At 64.2% G+C, this 18,051-nt stretch carries 16 protein-coding genes; 13 read left to right on the top strand and 3 right to left on the bottom strand.

Going from position 1 to position 18,051, the window contains the following annotated elements:
• The first annotated feature begins 3 nt into the window (after window positions 1-3).
• Window positions 4-1,065: a fumarylacetoacetate hydrolase family protein gene (locus tag WC815_14265; GenBank protein MFA5909940.1), complete on the top strand. Its 1,062-nt coding sequence runs from the start codon at window positions 4-6 to the stop codon at window positions 1,063-1,065.
• Window positions 1,065-1,430: a hypothetical protein gene (locus WC815_14260; protein MFA5909939.1), complete on the top strand. Its 366-nt coding sequence runs from the start codon at window positions 1,065-1,067 to the stop codon at window positions 1,428-1,430. Before WC815_14265 ends, WC815_14260 begins: the two co-directional genes overlap by 1 nt.
• Before the next feature lie 70 nt (window positions 1,431-1,500).
• Here the strand turns inward: WC815_14260 and WC815_14255 are convergent, their stop codons facing one another.
• Window positions 1,501-2,694, bottom strand: a complete 1,194-nt coding sequence (locus tag WC815_14255; GenBank protein ID MFA5909938.1) for an aminomethyltransferase family protein — start codon at window positions 2,692-2,694, stop codon at window positions 1,501-1,503.
• Between the two features lie 68 nt (window positions 2,695-2,762).
• On the opposite strand from WC815_14255, the gene WC815_14250 reads away from it, so the two are divergent.
• The 10 genes from WC815_14250 to WC815_14205 all read left to right on the top strand — a co-directional run bounded on the left by WC815_14250 (window position 2,763) and on the right by WC815_14205 (window position 15,798).
• Entirely contained in the window at window positions 2,763-4,343 is a 1,581-nt protein-coding gene (locus tag WC815_14250; GenBank protein ID MFA5909937.1) for an NAD(P)/FAD-dependent oxidoreductase, read from the top strand.
• On the top strand, window positions 4,340-5,914 hold the full coding sequence (locus WC815_14245) for an NAD(P)/FAD-dependent oxidoreductase (GenBank protein ID MFA5909936.1): 1,575 nt from the start codon (window positions 4,340-4,342) through the stop codon (window positions 5,912-5,914). Before WC815_14250 ends, WC815_14245 begins: the two co-directional genes overlap by 4 nt.
• Before the next feature lie 126 nt (window positions 5,915-6,040).
• Window positions 6,041-7,792, top strand: a complete 1,752-nt coding sequence (locus WC815_14240; GenBank protein MFA5909935.1) for a carboxypeptidase regulatory-like domain-containing protein — start codon at window positions 6,041-6,043, stop codon at window positions 7,790-7,792.
• Window positions 7,793-7,854: 62 nt separating this feature from the next.
• Complete coding sequence (locus WC815_14235) at window positions 7,855-8,880, top strand: hypothetical protein (GenBank protein ID MFA5909934.1); 1,026 nt, start codon at window positions 7,855-7,857, stop codon at window positions 8,878-8,880.
• Between the two features lie 34 nt (window positions 8,881-8,914).
• Window positions 8,915-10,648, top strand: coding sequence for a carboxypeptidase-like regulatory domain-containing protein (locus WC815_14230; protein MFA5909933.1), 1,734 nt, complete (start codon window positions 8,915-8,917; stop codon window positions 10,646-10,648).
• A gap of 7 nt (window positions 10,649-10,655) precedes the next feature.
• Window positions 10,656-10,877, top strand: a complete 222-nt coding sequence (locus WC815_14225; protein MFA5909932.1) for a hypothetical protein — start codon at window positions 10,656-10,658, stop codon at window positions 10,875-10,877.
• 1,070 nt (window positions 10,878-11,947) lie between these two features.
• Window positions 11,948-12,475: a GNAT family N-acetyltransferase gene (locus WC815_14220; GenBank protein ID MFA5909931.1), complete on the top strand. Its 528-nt coding sequence runs from the start codon at window positions 11,948-11,950 to the stop codon at window positions 12,473-12,475.
• A gap of 29 nt (window positions 12,476-12,504) precedes the next feature.
• A complete protein-coding gene (locus WC815_14215) occupies window positions 12,505-13,827 on the top strand; it encodes an LLM class flavin-dependent oxidoreductase (protein ID MFA5909930.1) in 1,323 nt (440 codons plus the stop codon).
• Window positions 13,828-13,973: 146 nt separating this feature from the next.
• Window positions 13,974-14,585 carry an FkbM family methyltransferase gene (locus tag WC815_14210; protein MFA5909929.1) on the top strand — a complete coding sequence of 204 codons (612 nt, stop codon included), beginning with the start codon at window positions 13,974-13,976 and terminating at the stop codon, window positions 14,583-14,585.
• A gap of 16 nt (window positions 14,586-14,601) precedes the next feature.
• Window positions 14,602-15,798, top strand: a complete 1,197-nt coding sequence (locus tag WC815_14205; GenBank protein MFA5909928.1) for a cytochrome P450 — start codon at window positions 14,602-14,604, stop codon at window positions 15,796-15,798.
• 12 nt (window positions 15,799-15,810) lie between these two features.
• Here WC815_14205 and WC815_14200 read toward each other — a convergent pair whose 3' ends face one another.
• Entirely contained in the window at window positions 15,811-16,809 is a 999-nt protein-coding gene (locus WC815_14200) for a methyltransferase (protein ID MFA5909927.1), read from the bottom strand.
• A gap of 675 nt (window positions 16,810-17,484) precedes the next feature.
• On the bottom strand, window positions 17,485-17,730 hold the full coding sequence (locus WC815_14195) for a hypothetical protein (GenBank protein MFA5909926.1): 246 nt from the start codon (window positions 17,728-17,730) through the stop codon (window positions 17,485-17,487).
• Between WC815_14195 and WC815_14190 the strand changes: the two genes are divergently transcribed.
• On the top strand, window positions 17,731-18,015 hold the full coding sequence (locus tag WC815_14190; GenBank protein ID MFA5909925.1) for a hypothetical protein: 285 nt from the start codon (window positions 17,731-17,733) through the stop codon (window positions 18,013-18,015).
• The last annotated feature ends 36 nt before the right edge of the window (window positions 18,016-18,051 follow it).

The following is an 18,051-nucleotide window of genomic DNA, read 5'->3' as shown; positions in this document are numbered from 1 at the left end:
TCAATGAAGACACTGTACGCCGGGTTGCTCGCCGCGGTCCTGTCCGCCATCGTCGGGGTGGCGGTCACAGACGCGCAAAGTGCGACGCCCTACAAGCTGGGCATGTTCCGGCAGGGCACGCGGTCGTTTGTCGGGATGGTGATCCAGAACGACACGGTCGTCATCGACCTGTCGCGCGCGAATGTCGGGGCGCCGGCCACGCTGAAGCAGCTCATCGCCGGATGGGATGCCAACACCGGCACGCGCCTCGCCGCGCTGGCGGCGTCGTCCGCGGCCAAGGCGCCCGCCTTCTCGATGAAGGTCTCGGAGGTGAAGTCGCTGCCGCCGATTCCGGACCCGTCGGTGCTGCTCAACGCCGCCGTCAACTACAGCGAGCACGGCATCGAGATGACCGGCGTCGCCACCAGCGCCGCCAGCGCCGACAAGGTGGATCCGAAAGTGGCCCTCGGCATACCCGCTTACTGGAACCGCAAGCCGGGCGATCCGCGCCAGAACCCCTACTACTTCATCAAGGCATCCAGTTCGATCACCGGCCACGGCGACCCCATCATCCTGCCGAAGGGCCGCACGCAGATCGACTGGGAGTGCGAGCTCAACATCGTGATCGGCAAGACCGCCAAGAACGTGAAGGCCGAGAACGCAGCGGAGTACATCTTCGGCTACACCCTCGACAACGACGTCTCTGACCGCGGCGGCCGCGCCGACGGGCGCCACGGCTCCGACTGGATGCTCGGCAAGAGCCACGACACCTTCTACCCCATGGGCCCCTACGTGGTCCCGCGGCAGTTCGTGCCGAATCCGCAGAAGCTGGCAATCAAGTTCTCGCTGAGCGGCAAGGTGATGCAGGACTCGAACACCGATCGCATGACGCACAACGTCTACGAGCTGGTCGAGTACGCGTCGCACATGCTGACGCTGCGGCCGGGCGACATGATCTCGTCGGGCAGCCCGGCGGGCGTCGGCACCGCGCGCGGCACGCCCATCTACTTCAAGGACGGCGACACGTCCACGTGCACGATCGAGAGCATCGGCACGCTCGAAAACCCAGTAAAGGCGGAGAAGTAATGCCCTCGACGACGCGGCTGTTTGGATTGATTTTAATCGTGCTGGGCGTGGCCAGCTACGTTGGCACCGGGCGCACGAGCGTGACCGCGCTGATTCCGGCCATCTTCGGCGCGGTGTTCGTGATGTGCGCGCTCGTCGCTCGCAAGGAGGCCATGCGGAAGCATGCGATGCATGCGGCGGTCTCGGTCGGCCTGATCGGCGCGCTCGCGTCACTGGGCCGCGCGGTGCCGGCGATGCTGAACGGCGGCGATGTCATGCGGCCGGCGTTCATCTCGCAGGCCATCATGGCCGTGCTGCTGATCGTCTACGTCGCGCTGGGGGTCCAGTCGTTCATCGCTGCCCGCAAGGCGAGACTCGGCAAGTAGTCCGGCTGGCCACCTTCGCCAAGGCTTCGGTGCCCGAGAAGCCGGACGCCACATTTTGTGGGGTCCGCCTTCAGGCGGACCCGGTCTTTCGAGCCGGATTGAAGAACGGAGTGGGGACTACGGTGGCCCTGGCACGATGCCGGACGGCATTCACCGTCACTTCCATTTCGAGGCGCGTCCCCACGGCGAAGTGGGGCGCGTCGATGGTGGCGAGCGCAATCAGCTGCTTCAGGATCGGCGACCACGTGGTCGAGGTCGCGCGCCCGACCTGCGTGCTGCCCTTGTAGACCGGCACGGCGACGCGCGAGGTGCCGGCAGGAGCCGTGGGCGGCAGGCCGACCGCTTCGAACAGCTTCTCGACGTCGGTCCAGTCGATCGCCAGGCCAACGATCTGCCGCGGGTGGCCGCGCCACGCCTCTTCGGCCAGCGGCTGGCGGCCGATGAACGGGCCCTTCTTCATGTCGACGAGGCGCGCCATGCCGAGCTCGAACGGCGAGTACTTGTGCGACTCGATCAAAGCCTTGCGGCTGCCGTGGAAATCGACGTCGATCAGCAGCAGCCCCGCCTCGATGCGGGCGATGTCCAAGGCGAGCATGCCCACTGGATGCAGGTCGAACGCGGCGCCGGCCGACACGATGGCGTCCCATACCCGCAACGCGGCGTCCCACGGCATCCAGATTTCGTAGCCGAGATCGCCCGTGTAGCCGGTGCGCGAGATGTCCACCGGCACACCGGCAATCGTGCCGCTGGTCGCGCGGAAGTAGCGGAGGCTGTCGAGGTTGGCCGTGCTCACCTGCCGCAGCAGCCGCGCCGAGGTCGGCCCCTGCAGCGCCAGTGCGGCGACTTGTTCCGACACGTCTTCGACCTGGACGTCGAGGCCTGAGGCGTTCCGCGTCAGCCAGCGCAGGCTGGGGTCCGCCGCGGTCCACCGGAACGACTGCTCCCCGACCCGGGTCACCGTGCCATCATCGATGACCTTGCCCTCGTCATCACACCACGGCGTGTAGTAGACCTGCCCCACCGCCATCTTCGACGCATCCCTGGTGATTACGCGGTTCACCAGGCGGACGGCGTCATTGCCCGAGACGCGGTACTTGAACAGCGGAGAGATATCGATCATCCCGCAGGCGTTGCGGAGGGCGTTGTATTCGTGCTCGTAGTGGGTCTCGTAGGCGCTGACCGCGTAGTAGCCCGCCCAATCGCGGTAATTCAGGCTTTCGCACAACTCGATGGTGCGGGCGTGGAAGGCGGAACCGACAGGCACGACGAAAGTATACTTTCGGGCGGGCCTGCGGAGCCGGGCCGCCGGGTGGAGCGAGGCAAAACAATACTGTGAAATACGACGCAATCGTGATTGGCGGCGGACACAACGGCCTGACCTGCGCCGCCTACCTCGCCCGGGCCGGCCGCAAGGTGCTGGTGCTCGAGCGCCGGCACGTCGTCGGCGGCGCCGCCGTGACCGAGGAAGTGTTCCCCGGCTTCAAGTTCTCGGTCTGCTCCTATGTGGTGTCCCTGCTCCGGCCGGAGATCATCCGCGAGCTCGACCTGCCGCGCCACGGCATGGAGCTGCTGCCGCTCGACGGCACCATGACGCCGATGCCGAACGGCGACTACCTGTGGCGCGTCAACGATCACGACAAGACCCGCCGCGACATCGCCCGCCACTCGCGCCTCGACGCCGAGGCCTACGACGAGTACGGCAAGGCCATGGTCGAAATGGGCCGCTTCGCCAAGCCGATCATGGGCATGCTGCCGCCGGATCCGACTTCGCTCGATCCGCGCGGACTGCTCGAGCTGCTCGGCATGGGCAAGCGCTTCCGCGACATGCGGTTCCACGACAAGGTGAACCAGGTCCAGTTACTCACCATGAGCGCGGTGGACTTCCTGGATCAGTGGTTCGAGACCGACGTGCTCAAGGCGACGATGTCGGCGTCGGGGATCATCGGGACTTTTCTCGGCGTGCGCTCGCCCGGCACGGCTTATGTGCTGCTGCATCACTACATGGGCGAAATCGACGGCGCGTTCCGGTCGTGGGGCCTCTCGCGCGGCGGGACCGGTGCGGTCTCGAATGCCATTGCCGCGGCGGCGTGCGAATTCGGCGCCGAGATTCGCACCGACGCCGCGGTCGCGCAGATTCTCTCGAAGAACGGACGGGCCACCGGTGTCGCGCTGGCCAACGGCGACGAGATTCACGCCAAGGTCGTGGTCTCGAGCGTTGACCCGAACCTCACCTTCCTGAAGTTCATGGACGAGCGCGACCTGCCACCCGAGTTCGTCGAAGGCGTGAAGCGGTACAAGTACCGGGGATCGTCCGGCAAGGTGAACCTGGCCCTCGACGCGCTCCCCAACTTCACCTGCCTGCCTGGGCCGGGCCCGCACTTGCGCGGCGCCATCTCGATCTCCCCCAGCGTGGATTACATGGAGCGCGCCTACGACGATGCGAAGTACGGGAGGTTTTCGAGCCGCCCGTACATGGACTTGGTGATCCCGTCGCTGACCGATCCGTCGGTGGCGCCGCCGGGCAAGCACGTGATGTCGTGCTTCGTGCAGTACGCGCCGTATCACCTGAAGGACGGCGTGTGGGACGACCGCCAGCGCGAGGCGTTCGGCGATGCCGTGATCGACACCATCGCGGAGTATGCCCCCAACATCAAGGACATCATCCTGCACCGGCAGGTGCTGACGCCACTCGACATCGAACGCGAGTTCGGCCTCACCGAGGGCAACATCTTCCAGGGCGAGCTGACGCTCGAGCAGTTGTTCTTCCTCCGGCCGGTGCCGGGCTACGCGCAGTACGCGACGCCGATCGATCGCCTCTACATGTGCGGGTCGGCCACGCACCCCGGCGGCGGCATCATGGGCGCGCCGGGAAGAAACGCTGCCACACAGATCCTGAAACAGGTGTCGCGGTGACCACGCGCTACGACGCCATTGTCATTGGCGGCGGCGTGAACGGGCTGACCTGCGCCGCGCTGCTCGGCAAGGCGGGCGTGCGCACGCTGCTGGTCGAGCAGCGCGACGAGGTTGGCGGCTGCGCCGCCGAGAGCGAGATCGCTCCGGGCTTCCGCGTCCCCACGCTGGCGCATGCCACCGCACCGGTCCGCCGCGACGTCGTCGAAGGCTTGCAGCTCTTCCTCCACGGCCTGCGGTTTCTCGACACCGCGATCGAGGTCAGCACCCTGTCGCCGGATGGCCGCGCGCTGGTGGTCTGGAACGACGCGCGCCGGACGGCGGAGGGCCTCGGCGCGTGGTCGGCGAATGACGCGCGCGCGTGGCCGGCGTTTCACCAGTCGCTTGGCCGCCTCGGCGGATTGATCGGATCGCTGTTTCAGGCCGCGCCGCCGTCAATCGACGCGCCGAACGCGCGCGACATCTTCGCGCTGATGCACACGCTGTCGGCGTTCCGCGGGCTGCCCAAGGCCGACCAGTGGCGCCTGCTGCGATGGGGGCCGATGGCGGTGGCCGACCTGGTGAGCGAGTCGGTGGAGACCGAGTTGCTGCGCGCCACGCTGGCCGCGGATGGCATTTTCGGCGCGATGCTGGGGCCGTGGTCCGCGGGCAGCGGCCTACAATTGCTGCTGGCGGCCGCCAACCGGTCGCTGGCGTGGCCGGGCGGGCAGGTGGTGGCCGGCGGGCCGGCGGCGTTCGCGAGCGCGTTGCGGCGCGCGGCGGAGCGCTACGGCGTGGAGATCAGGACCGGGGTGGCGGTCGCGAGAATCGACGTGGCCGACGATCGCGCCACCGGCGTGACACTGGCCGGAGGCGAGCACATCGAGGCGCGCTCGGTGGTGTCTGGCGTCGATCCGAAGCGCACGCTCCTGACGTTGTGCGGAGCCGACCACCTGCCGCCGGAGTTCCTGTGGCGCATCACGAACTATCGTTCGCGCGGCACGCTGGCCAAGGTGAACTTCGCGCTGTCTTCCCTGCCGTCGTTCACGGGCGCCACGCGGGAAATGCTGTCGGGGCGGGTCCGCCTGGCGCCGGACCTCGACTACCTCGAGCGTGCGTTCGATCACGCCAAGTACGGCCGCTACTCGACGCATCCGTGGGTCGAGTTCACCATCCCGTCGATCGACAACCCCGGGCTCGCGCCCAAGGGCGCGCACGTGCTGTCGGCCTACGCGCAGTTCGCGCCCTACCAGTTGCGAGACAGTAATTGGGACGCCGAGCGCGAGGCTTTCGGCGACATCGTCTCCTCGACGATCGAGCACTACGCGCCGGGCTTCTCGTCGTCGGTCGTCGCCCGGCAGGTGCTCACGCCCCTGGACCTCGAGCGCGGTTGGGGACTGACCGGCGGCCAGATCTTCCACGGCGAGTTGTCGCTCGACCAGTTCTTCACGATGCGTCCGCTGCTGGGATTCGGCGACCATCGCACGCCGGTGCGCGGTCTTTTCCTGTGCAGCTCCGGTTCGCATCCCGGCACCGGCCTCACTGGGGGCTCAGGGGCAAATGCCGCCGCGGTGATTGCACGCGAACTGGCTTGACCCTCCAAACAAACCGTTCTACAAACACGTCCTAATCCGGGAGTCGGGAGTCCTTCGACTCGCGGGTGCGATCGCGACCGCCATCGCACCCGCTCGCTCAGGACAGGTCGGGACACGGAGAAGCCGATGCGTTATCTCGTATTCGTCCTCACCATCGCTGCTGGAACAGCCCTTTTGGCTCAAGCGCCGCAACCCACGGCACCAGGACAGACGGCTCAGCCCGGGCAGCCGGCGCCGGGGCAACCCACCCGCATGCCGGCGCGGCCGACGCGGCCGGGTGAACCGCCGCCTAAGGGCACCGCGATCATCCGTGGCACCGTGGTCGCGGCCGTGACCGGTGCGCCGGTCCGCCGCGCGCAGGTTCGCGCGATGGCCATGGACGCCAGCGGAGGCGGCGGTGTCACGAGCACCGACGGCGAAGGACGCTTTGAAATCAAGGAACTGCCGGCCGGACGCTACAGCCTGATGGCGCAGAAGGGCGGTTTCGTCACGGGCCAGTACGGCCAGCGCCGGCCCGGCGAACAAGGCACGCCCATCGAGCTGGTCGACGCGCAAACGGCGGAAAAGGTGAACTTCTCGCTCGCGCGCGGCGGCGTCATTGCCGGCCGCATCCTGGACGATGGCGGCGAGCCGGTGTCGGGCACGCAAGTCACTGCCGTGCGCTACGTGTTCATGGGGGGCGGCCGGCGCTTGATGCCGGCGGGCGCCGAGGGCTCGAACGATCGCACCGACGACCAGGGCGGGTTCCGGTTGTTCGGCCTGCCGCCCGGCGACTACTACGTCAGCGCCGTCAGCCGCAGCATGATCATAGTGACCGGTGGCAACAACACCGAGGCCGATGGCTTCGCGCCCACCTACTATCCCGGCACACCGAACATCGGCGAGGCGACGCGGATCCCGCTGAAGGCCGGCCAGGAGATGACCGGCGCGAACTTCGCGATGATCGTGGCACGGATGGCGCGCGTGCGCGGACGCGCGATGAACTCCCGCGGCGAGCCGGTGCCGCGAATGATGTTGATGTTGTCGCCGGGCGATCCCGCGCAGATGTCCATGATGATGAACATGAGCAACGCCATGGTGCGCTCGGACGGCTCGTTCGAGTTCACGAACGTGCCGCCCGGCCGCTACAACCTCCAGGCCCGTCCCAACGGGATGCCCGACGCGACGGCTGAATTCGCCATCGTCCCGATCACGGTCGGCAACGACGACATCGACAACGTCCTGGTCACGACGTCGGTTGGCGCCACCGCTCACGGCGTCATCACCACCGATGACGGCGCGGCGCCCACGTTCCGTCCCGGCGAGGTCCAGGTCTCGGCCACGACCGCCGAACCGATGGTGATGGCGGGAGGCATGCCGCAGACCAAGGTCAACGACGACTTCACGTTCACGATGTCCGGGCTGTCGGACCGCCGCCTGATTCGCGCCTTCGTGACGGGAGGGTGGTACGTCAAGGGTGTCTTCCAGGGCGGCAACGAGGTGACCGATACCGGCATTGACTTCGTCCCCGGCCGTGCGGTCGAAGGCATCGAGATCGTGCTCACCAGGAAGGCCACGGACCTCTCCGGTCTCGTCACCGACGACCGCAATCGTCCCGTCGTTGACGCGAGCGTGGTCATCTTCCCGGTCAATCGCGAGCGCTGGACCAGCCAGTCGCGCTACCTTCGGACGCTGCGGCCCGACACCCAGGGCCGCTACGCCATCAAGGCGCTGCCTCCGGGCGAGGACTATCTGATCATCGCGGTCCAGAACCTCGAGCAGGGACAGGGCGGCGACCCGGACTTCCTCGATCGGGCCAGGGAAGAGGCCAAGCCGTTCACGCTGAACGAGGGCGAAGCCAAGGCGATCGACATCAAGTTGTCGAAGCTGCAGCCTTGATGTAACCATTCGGCCGGGCACCGGGTCTGACGTAGTGCTCATCCCCAGGAGGGGACTACGTTATGCGCGCGCACAAGATTGCCCATCGTTTCGCTGCCGTCTCCTTGATTGCCGGCCTGCTGGCCGTCGCCGGACCGGCCCGGGAGGCGTCCCTCCGGGCCGAGCAAGGCTCGGCCGGCACTTTGTTGGTCGGGATCGGCATTCACGTCGAGCCGTTCGGCCTCGAGGATGGCGTGATCGTCAGCACCGGCCGCAGCGGCAGCTACGACAATGAGGCCTACTTCCGCCGGCACGCGGAGTTGCTGCGCTCGCTGATGGCCACCATCGAAGCGCACGGGGGCCGCGCCACCATCCAGGTGCAATCGCCGTTCACCGACTCGTGCGTGAAGTACGGCGACAACGTGATCGGTGAGCTCGCCGCGCGCGGTCACGAGATCGCCTTCCACTTCCACGAAGACGCGCATCTCGGATCCGACAGCGAAGACCTGGCGGTGGAGCGCTGGATCGAGGTGATGGGGAGCCAGCTCGCGACGATCCGCGCCCTGGGCGTGGAGCGCGTGCGCATGTTCAGCGGCGGCAACCTGTATCCGCACGTGCTCGAGGCCGCGGCCGCCGTCGGCCTCGACGTGATGAGCGACTGGAAGAACCCGCGCACGCAGGATGCCGACCCGCGACTGCAGGTAACGACGCCGTGGCGGCCATCGGGCGGGCCCAGCGAAGCGACCATGAGAGCGTTCCTGCGCCACAACGCCAACGCCGCCGTCGTCTACCTGCCGACCGGCGCGATCGAGCCGAAGGCCATGCACGAAGACGAGATCAACGCCGCGGCCGACCCGGCCCGGGCGCTGCAGGACTACTGGACCGACGGACTCAGCGGATCGTTGTCGATGGTGGCGTCGAAGCCGTCGGTGACGCATGTGTTCCACCTGACGCTGCACCCCGGCGAATTGCAGGGGAACAGCTACGGCGGCGATCGCACGCTCGAGCGGTGGCTGCAGGACGAAATCGACCCGCTGGTCGCGTCCGGCAAGGCCCAGTGGGCCACCTACTCGCAGATGAAGGACGCCTTTGCCGCCGCCGGCCGGTAAGCGGGGCCGCCCCCTTCGCTCGTAGACTGTAGATGTGAAGCAACATCTTCTCGTCGCGGTGGTGGCGTGCCTGGCGTCGGTGGGACTGCTGGCCCAGGGTGGCGCCGGGGGACCCGGCGGCGCGCAGGGCCAGCTGCGCGGCCCCGCCCGCGCGAATGCGCCGCGGGCGGATGCGCCCCGGGGCACGGCCGTGATGCGCGGACAGATCGTGGCCGCCGACAACGGCGCGCCGATCCGACGCGCGCAGGTGCGGATTGTGTCGAACGAAGCGCGCGAGGGCCGGCTCGCGGCCACCGACGCGCAGGGCCGATTTGAAATCAAGGAACTGCCCGCCGGCCGTTACACCATGACCGCCAGCAAGGGCGGGTTCGTCTCGCTGCAATACGGCCAGCGGCGTCCGTCCGAATCTGGCACGCCTATCGAGCTCGCGGATGGGCAGACGCTCGAGAAGCTGCAGATCGCGCTGCCGCGCGGCAGCGTGCTGGGCGGCCGCGTCACCGATGAGTTCGGCGAACCGGTGGCCAACGCCTCGGTGATCGCCATGCGCTACAGCTACGCGGCCGGAGGGCGACGACTGACCGCGGCGCCGGGATCGAACTCGCGCGACACCACCGACGACCAGGGACACTACCGCCTGTTCGGCTTGCCGCCCGGCGAGTACTTCGTCAGCGCGACGCTCCGCACCGGCGGCACTGAAGCGGCGGATCCCGCCGGCGAAACCTCGGGCTATGCCGCCACCTACTATCCCGGCACTCCGAACATCGCCGAAGCCGCGCGCGTCACGCTGGCCGTGTCGCAGGAGAACACGTCGGTGTCGTTCGGCCTGATCGCCACGCGGATGGTGCGCGTGTCGGGCACGGTGATGTCGTCGGACGGCGCGCCGGCCTCGGGCGGCACGGTGATGCTCGTTCCAGGCGGCACCGCGGGCGGACGCGGCGTCGTGATGCAACAGGGCGGCAACGGCGGACGCACCGATCGTACCGGCGCGTTCCAGGTGGGCAACGTGGCCCCGGGCCGCTACCAGGTACAGGCACGAACCGGCGGTCGCGGTGGCGAAGGCGAGCTGGCCAGGATGGATCTCGTGGTCGGCGCGGAGGATGTGACGGGCCTGACGATGGTCACCTCGCCCGGGGCGGTGGTGACGGGCACCGTGGTCAGCGACACGGGCGAGCCGCTGGACTTCCGCCCGCAGCAGCTCCAGGTGGCGGCGCGCGCGGTCAACATCGACGTGCAGGGCATCGGCAGCGGCGGCCTCGGCCGCGTCGGCGACGACTGGAGCTTCGAGCTGCGCGGCCTCACCGACACGCGCCTGATCCGCGTCGGCGCCCCGACCGGCTGGGTGCTCAAGTCGGTTGGCCTCAACGGCCAGGACATCACCGACGTGCCCACGGAGTTCCCGGCGGGCCAGACCGTCGGCGGCGTGCAGGTGGTGCTCACCAAGAAGGTGAGCACGCTGTCAGGCCAGGTGACCGACTCGCGCGGCCAGCCGTTGCTCGACGCCACCGTGGTGGTGTTCCCCGCCAACGAGAAGCTCTGGGCGTTTCAGTCGCGGTTCATCAAGGCGGCTCGTCCGGATCAAGCGGGCACGTATCGCATGACCGCGTTGCCGCCGTCGGAGGACTACCTGGTCGTGGCACTGCAAGTCCTCGAAGACGGCCAGGCCGGGGACGCGGAGTTCCTGGCCTCGGTGAAAGACCTCGCCACCAAGTTCTCGCTCGGCGAGGGCGAAACCAAGGCGGTTGACGTTAAACTCTCCGCACCGAAATGAGGTTGGTATGAGCATGCGTTGCAAGCAGTGCGCGGAGTCGTTCCCGAAGGGCCAGTCGTACGACATGTGGGAAGTGCGCCGGCAGCACGTCACGCCGGCGGACGCCGAAAGCCTGACGGCGAACGTGCACATGGAGGACGCGGGCCTGTTCTGCTCGCGGAAATGCCTGACGGATTATCTGAAAGCCGGTGACCGATCGGGCGTCTTCGATCTGGGCGGCAGGAAGTAGAACCTGCCGGAACCCGGGAGCCGGGCCGGTGTCTTTGGGAATCCTCAGAATTCGACCTGACTTGTGGAGGTATTTTTGGAGGCGGCGGGAGTTGAAACGAAAATCGGCAGATTTCCTAAACTGCTGATGGCGCGCGACTTCTGATGCTAACGCGTTGATACGGCGGTGTTTGCCGCCGCTCGTTGACTCCACTCACGTTCCCAGGAATCCCCAGAAATCGACCCAATTCGTGGAGACATGTTGGAGGCGGCGGGACACGTTGCCCGATCCCGTGAATTTTGGGAGTGTGCCCGCCGCCTCCAAATCAGCAGTCCCCATAGCGGGCGCACCGAAGAGCCCTCGGTACTGTTCGGTACCGTTCGTCTGTGACGTGCTCGAGCCACACGGCTGCCGCCCTGCGCTCGGCCTGCGTCGTGCTACGTTTAGCTCAGCTATGGCCCTCGCCGCCGACCAGTTTGTGCTCTTCATGAGGCATGCGGATCGCCCGCCAATTCCTCCTGACGATCCTTACGCCGATGTCGATCTGACGCCTGAGGGTTACGCAGCGGTTGCGGCACTTGCCTTGGCACTGCCCGCCCCCGTGGCGTGGGCGGCAACGAGTCCCTATAAGCGCTGCCAAGTGACCGCACGATGCTTCGGCGTGGATCCAGAAATCGATACTAGGCTAGGTCGTCACGGGCCGTGGATCGAATCCCGGGAAGACGCTGTGAAGGAGTTCGCGGCGCGAGGAAGCATGGGGGTCGTCCGGGCCCTCGTTGAAGGGACGAAACTCCCTGGAATGCGTGCGCCTGAGGAGGCTGTCCCGATACTCCTATCAGTCGCTATTGAGAGGCTGGGCAGAGGGAATGGCGTGTGCGTAAGCCACTATTCGATCTTGATGCCAGCAATGGCTTGGCTCTTCGGCCCAACCGCGGCGGCTGAACAATTGTCGCCGCTAAATGGATTTACTCTTCGAGTCCGTCAGGGGGCAGTATTCGCGTTCTGGAACGGCCAGGAATTATGCGTTGATGACCTGCCCTAGCGCGATGATCTCCGCAGCAGCGAACCGTTCGAGAAGCGTGTGATTGCTCATGGGGCCATTCAAATATCGGACGTTAGACTTCGCGAGCCGTGACGAAATTGCTTGGGCAGCTCGCGTGTACTGCGAAAGCCCCGGCTACTGGGATAAAGGCTGGCAGGTATCGTCGGAAGGCTTAAAGAACGTCGAGGCGACGATTAGCGCTTCTCAGGCATCATCGGAATCACTCCTCTTGGTGGTGGAGTCACCTAACGCGCAGTTAGTTGGCTTTCATTGGTTGGTGATCGAACCGCGTGGACCGAAGGTTGCCAAGTACTCCGGATATCACGACGGAAGGCATCAAGCGACATGCGCGCGGAGAGTCTCCCTGTGGGTAAACGAAGACTGCTGGAATTCTGGAATCGCAACTGAACTTATGTCGCGAGGCGAGCAATGGGCTCGCGACAAGGGGGCCGAGAAGATCTCTGTGACCGTGCATTCCAACAATACGCAAATGCTTGCTATGAATGGCAAAAGAGGATTCGTGTCGACCATGATCGAAATGTCGAAGGATTTACGTGACCGCACGCCAGGGCGCTAAATCGCGGATTCTCAAGTGAGCGACCCACCATGCCCGGCGACAGGAAACAAGCCAAGCTAATCCTCTTCGTAACGGCCAACGGTCACCATCTGGCCGCTTGGCGACATCCGAGCGTCCCCCGCGATGCTGGCCATAGCTTCGCTCATTTCAAAGACATCGCTCAGCGTGCGGAGGCGGCGGCACTCGATGCGATCTTCTTTGCTGATGTTGCGGCATTTCACTTGCCACGAGAGACTCCAGAAGCTGCCGAGTACGGCGCGCGTGCTGGGCACTTCGAGCCCATTACGCTGCTGTCCGCGCTTTCAGCTGTGACCACTCGTGTTGGGCTCATCTGCACCGCGAGCACCACGTACAACGAGCCGTACCACATCGCGCGCAAGTTTGCATCTCTCGACCACTTGTCATCTGGTCGAGCAGGCTGGAATCTGGTTACGTCGGCGAACCCCAACGAAGCAGCCAACTTTGGGAAGGAGCACCATCTCGACCACGACAAGCGCTACAGGCGGGCCGGCGAATTCATCGACGTTGTCACAGGCCTTTGGGATAGTTGGGCTGACGATGCGTTTCTGAGAGACAAGGACACGGGTCGCCAACTCGATCCCACTAAGCTGCACGTGCTCAATCATGTCGGCAGCGATTTTCGCGTCCGCGGCCCACTGAACATTGCGCGCTCTCCTCAGGGATATCCGGTCCGCGTCCAGGCAGGGTCATCCGACGACGGGCAGGAGTTGGCGGCCAGAACAGCGGACGTTGTCTTCACCGCGCAGCGAACATTGCAGGGTGCCCAGGCCTTCTATCGGTCGGTCAAGAGTCGGCTAGCTCGCCACGGACGTCGCGAGCAGGACTTGCTCGTGCTGCCCGGCATAGTGCCAATTGTCGGTCGCAGCCAAGCGGAAGCAGAAGCGCATCTGTCAGAACTCCAGCAACTGATTCATCCGAGGGCGGGGCTGGCGTTCTTGTCTTCTCTGCTCGGTGGGGTCGACCTTTCTAAGTACGACGTAGATGGCCCAGTACCGGAAGTGCCCCTAACCGACGGCAGCAGAGGCCGACAGGCGCTGGTTCTCGACGCGGCGCGTCGAGATGGTCTAAGCCTGCGACAAACTTACCTTCGGTTTGCAGGCGGGCGCGGTCATCTGCAAGTCGTTGGCACCGCTCAGACGATTGCCGATGTGATCGAGGAATGGCTCGATCACGAGGCCGCTGACGGCTTCAACCTTATGCCCGCAGTGCTGCCTGGAGGTCTAGAGGACTTCGCGGAACTGGTATTGCCAGAGTTGCGACGTCGAGGCCGATTTAGAAGCGGATATGAGGGTGACACTCTTCGAGAGAATCTGGGTCTGCCTCGGCCGTGAACATCGGCGCGCCCGACCAAGAATGATCAGGACACGAATGCGACCGTATCGCTGACATCATCGCCGGCGCCTACTTGCGGGAAGGCAGCGTTCGCCGCAGCCTCATCGGGCCCTACCGTGGAATCCGCTTTGAACTATCCGGTCTGATGGTCAAGAGAAAAGAGGTCTTCTATCGAGCGTATGAACCCAACGTCACGCAGTGGCTCAGGCAAGTTATCGAGCCCGGGATGACCGTTTACGTCGTAGGCGCACACTTGGGAATTCACGTCTTGATGATCGCTAGCCTGCTTCGCGGTAAAGGACACGTGCACGCATTCGAGGGATGGGCGGAGAACTATCGCCTACTCGCTCGAAATATTGCTTGTAACCCTCGGCTCTCCGACGTCATATCGCCCCACCATTGTGCGGTCGGTGACTGCTCGGGAGAGCGACCGATGATGGCCGGGCCCTCTGATGGCCGCCACCACATGGCAGCCACCTGTGACCCACTGGAAAGTACCGTCATTGTGCCGGTGACCACGCTTGATGACTTTCGCGCGATCAAGTCATCTGATCCGGACGTCATCCTGCTAGACATCGAAGGCTTTGAGCAAGAGGCACTAACCGGATCGCTGGAAACACTGGCAACGTGTCGCCCGCTTTTGGTTGTTGAACACCACCGGAGGCAAGAGCGCCTAGTCGCGTGGCTCCGCAAGCACGGGTATTGCGTCGAGCGCATTGACAGAAGACACTTGTTCGCCACGCCGGCACCTGCATAGGTATCGTTCGCGGTAAGTGAATCAAGGTATTGCCTCTAAGGAAGGTGTCGTGCCAAATCCGCCTGTCTACGAACCTCTCGGTCTCGACACCATCGAAAATCCCGAGCCGATCTACGACTACCTACTCGCGGAGCATCCTGTTCATTGGCACGCCCAGATGCAGTGTTGGGTAGTCGCTAGATACGAGGACTGCCGCTATGTCTTAACAAACAGCGATCTCTATGCGCGCGACTTTCGCCTCGCCGGCGAGGACGTTCCAGATGATAAACAGAGCGTCCAGTCAATGGACCCTCCCGAGCAAACGGCGCTCCGCAACTTTCTCATGAGCGCAATCAAATTGCAGCCGATCACAGAGATCTGCCGTCAAGGCTGCGACATTATCCGACACCGTCTCGAGGAATTGGAGCCGTCAGGTGAGTTTGAGTTCCAGAAGGAGATTGCCGCGCCATACGGGATGTTCGTTGTCTCCAAGCTGCTAGGCATTCGCGAGCCGAACTTGGATGAGTTTGCAGCTGTCTCAGAGGCCATTGCTCGACGCATGGACGCAGGTCTAGATCCCTCGACAGCTGCGCCTGGCGACAGTGCGCGCCGACGCCTCTATGAGCTTGTTGACGATTGGTTGTCTCAGCCTGGATCGGATCAAGGCCTTTTGGCGATGGTGCAAGGGCGATCTGACAGTCTGGGATACCCCAGGCACGTAATCCGTAACACTATCGGCATCATTGTTAATGCTGGCTACAGCACCACCTTTGCGACCACAGGAAACGCGACGCTGGCTCTACTCAGGAATCCCGACGCTCTTGAGAAGCTGCGTGATCGGTCAGTGCTTCCGCTTGCAGTCGAAGAAATCGTCCGAGTCGCCGGGCCGGCGCAGGGGACGAGCCGCGTAACGACGCGCGACACGGAACTCAGTGGCGTACCGATCAAGCGTGGCGAAGTCGTACTGACGTTATTCGCAGCGGCGAATCGCGACCCCAGACAGTTTGACCGGCCCGCGGAAATGATTCTTGATCGATCACCGAACCGCCATCTGGGTTTTGGATGGGGTCCCCATGCTTGCCTCGGAGGCTTTGTTGGACAGCAAGCCCTCGCAGAGTACCTTAGCTGCCTTGCAAATCTGCCGCGAGCGATCGAACTTGCTGGCACACCGAGGAGGCGCCGGACAGCAACCTTGCGTTGCCTTGAGTATCTTCCTGTAAGACTGAGGAACTGAAGTCTCAGCGCCTCAGGCCAGGGCACCTTCCACTGCGAAATATCCGGCGGCGCCGGCCCTGATCTCAGTCGATGCAAAGTCTGCCGATCGCAGGAGCGTTGAACATTCGTCCGCTGTGCGATCTCGCCCGCCAAACAGTACAAGCATCGTAAGGTCTCGGATCCCCGAAGCCAGCGGATCGCTGTCGTCGAAGCCTCTCTCGATGATCAACAGCTTGCTGTGAGGCTGCATGACTCGACGGCAGTGGCTGAGAATCATCCGCGCACTGTCGTCGTTCCAGTTGTGAAGCACGGATTTCAAGATGTACAGGTCTGCGGTCGGTAAATCGCCCCGAAGGATATCCCCTTCAACTACATCGCATCGGTCAGCCAGGCCAGTTGCTCTGACCGTGCGTCGCGTGTGCTCGACCATCGCGGGATGCTCGAGTGCAATCCCGCGAAGCGCTGTTCGACCTTCAAGGATGCCAGCGAGGAAGGAACCGTCACCAGCACCAAGGTCTGCAATCAGTCCTATATTGGGAAATTCATAGAAAACACTGACCTCAGCCAACGCACGGCGAGAGTTCCATCCCATTGTTCGCGCGAATGACGCAGCAGAGTCGGGTTGTTGAAGCAGCCGATCCCACAGCGTTGTTCCGGCGCTTCGTTCAAGGCCTGAAACGCCATCCGTAAGACACTGATCTAGTTGAGCCCATGCATCGTAATACTCGGTTCCCGACATTAGGGCCTGCCCATATAGGGGGCCGGCGTCACGGCGCAGCAACTTGGCAAGGGTGGTGCCGGTATACGTCCCGCGGCTTGTTTCCTCAATCAGATTGAGAGCTTCCAGGGTGCGCAGATAGCGCGGCAGGACGGATTCGTCGATCCCGGTAAGCGCAGTCAGCTCGGCGACGGTCACGGTTCGATCGCACGTCAGATCGGGAATGCGAAACCGAACGGCCGAAGCGATCACCTGGGTCAGGGCGGATCCGCGCAAGAGATGAACAAGCAGCTCTTCATCCGTTTGCACCATGCTCAACCCTCAATGCCGCAGCCAAAGGCGGTCAAAGGCAGTTGAGACATCACACAAAAAGCACGAGGACAAAGGCAGATGCCTACAGCACCGCCCTTGCCCCGCCCGAAATCGTTTGGATGCGGAAGTGTCAACGTCTCTTCGCCGGCTAATGATCGTAGCGCATGGCTTACCTCCAAAATGAAAGGACGCAACCAAGAGAATATCAGGGATACGCTTGACCGGCATTGCGCTTCGTAGTCGAGGCAGTGCGTCAGGCCGGCTGCCGCCGCCGCTCTTATTCATCGCGGCCCGAGGGCCAACAGCAATGAGCACAACCCTTACTCGCCAGCAGCTGTACGACCGCGTTTGGGCAGCGCCGATCGACAAATTGTGCAAAGAATTCGGGATATCAAACGTTGGCTTGGGGAAGGCCTGTCGACGCCACGGCATCCCGGTGCCACCGCGCGGCTATTGGCAGCGCAAGGCGGCTGGATACGCTGATCGTCGACCGGCGCTACCCAAATTAACGGCGCGCAGCGAGATCATAACCCTGCTCGGATCGCTGCGTTCTGAATCGCCAGCCGAAGAAGAAGCAATAGCGGTTCATCCCCTCATCGCCTTTGAGCGACAGGCGGAGAACCGGGTCGTTGTGCCTGATGGCCTGCGCTCCAAGCACCCTGCTATCAAGCAGTCTCAGGAATACTGGGCGGCGCAGAAGCGCGGCGAGGTCACGTACGGCGAGAACAAGCTGCCGCATCTGAACATTCGCGTTTCGTTGCCAATCCTCCCGCGCGCCTTGAGCTGCTGCAGGCGCTGTTTGTTGCACTCGAGCAGCGCGGCCAGGCCGTTAACGCGACGAAGGACGGCAAAACGAACATCACGGTTCTGGACGAGCGGTTTGATCTCAGCCTGCGGGAGCCAAGCAAGCAGGTCAAGCACGTGCCGACCGCGCAGGAGATCGCCAACTCCAAGAAATACGCATGGATGCGGCCCACGCCTTACGATCTCGTCGCATCAGGAACGCTCGTGCTCACCATTGAAGGAGTTTGGGGTGTTCGGCATACCTGGAAGGACGGCAAGACCCAACAGCTAGAGGCCGCTCTTAACGATGTCATTGTGGGATTACTTGATGCCGCATTCCAGCAGAATGCCCGACGCGCCGTGACCTGCCGGGTTTCTTCGGACCAATCGTTACTGGAGAATGGCCCCTTCGGGGTTAGTTAGTACGTTCGGTTCTTCTGCCCTGACTTCATCTTGTTC

Source organism: Vicinamibacterales bacterium (genome assembly GCA_041659285.1).
In the GTDB taxonomy this organism is placed as follows: Bacteria; Acidobacteriota; Vicinamibacteria; order Vicinamibacterales; family UBA2999; genus 12-FULL-67-14b.
Note: the sequence above shows the minus strand (reverse complement) of the source record. Positions and strands in the feature narration are given on the sequence as shown.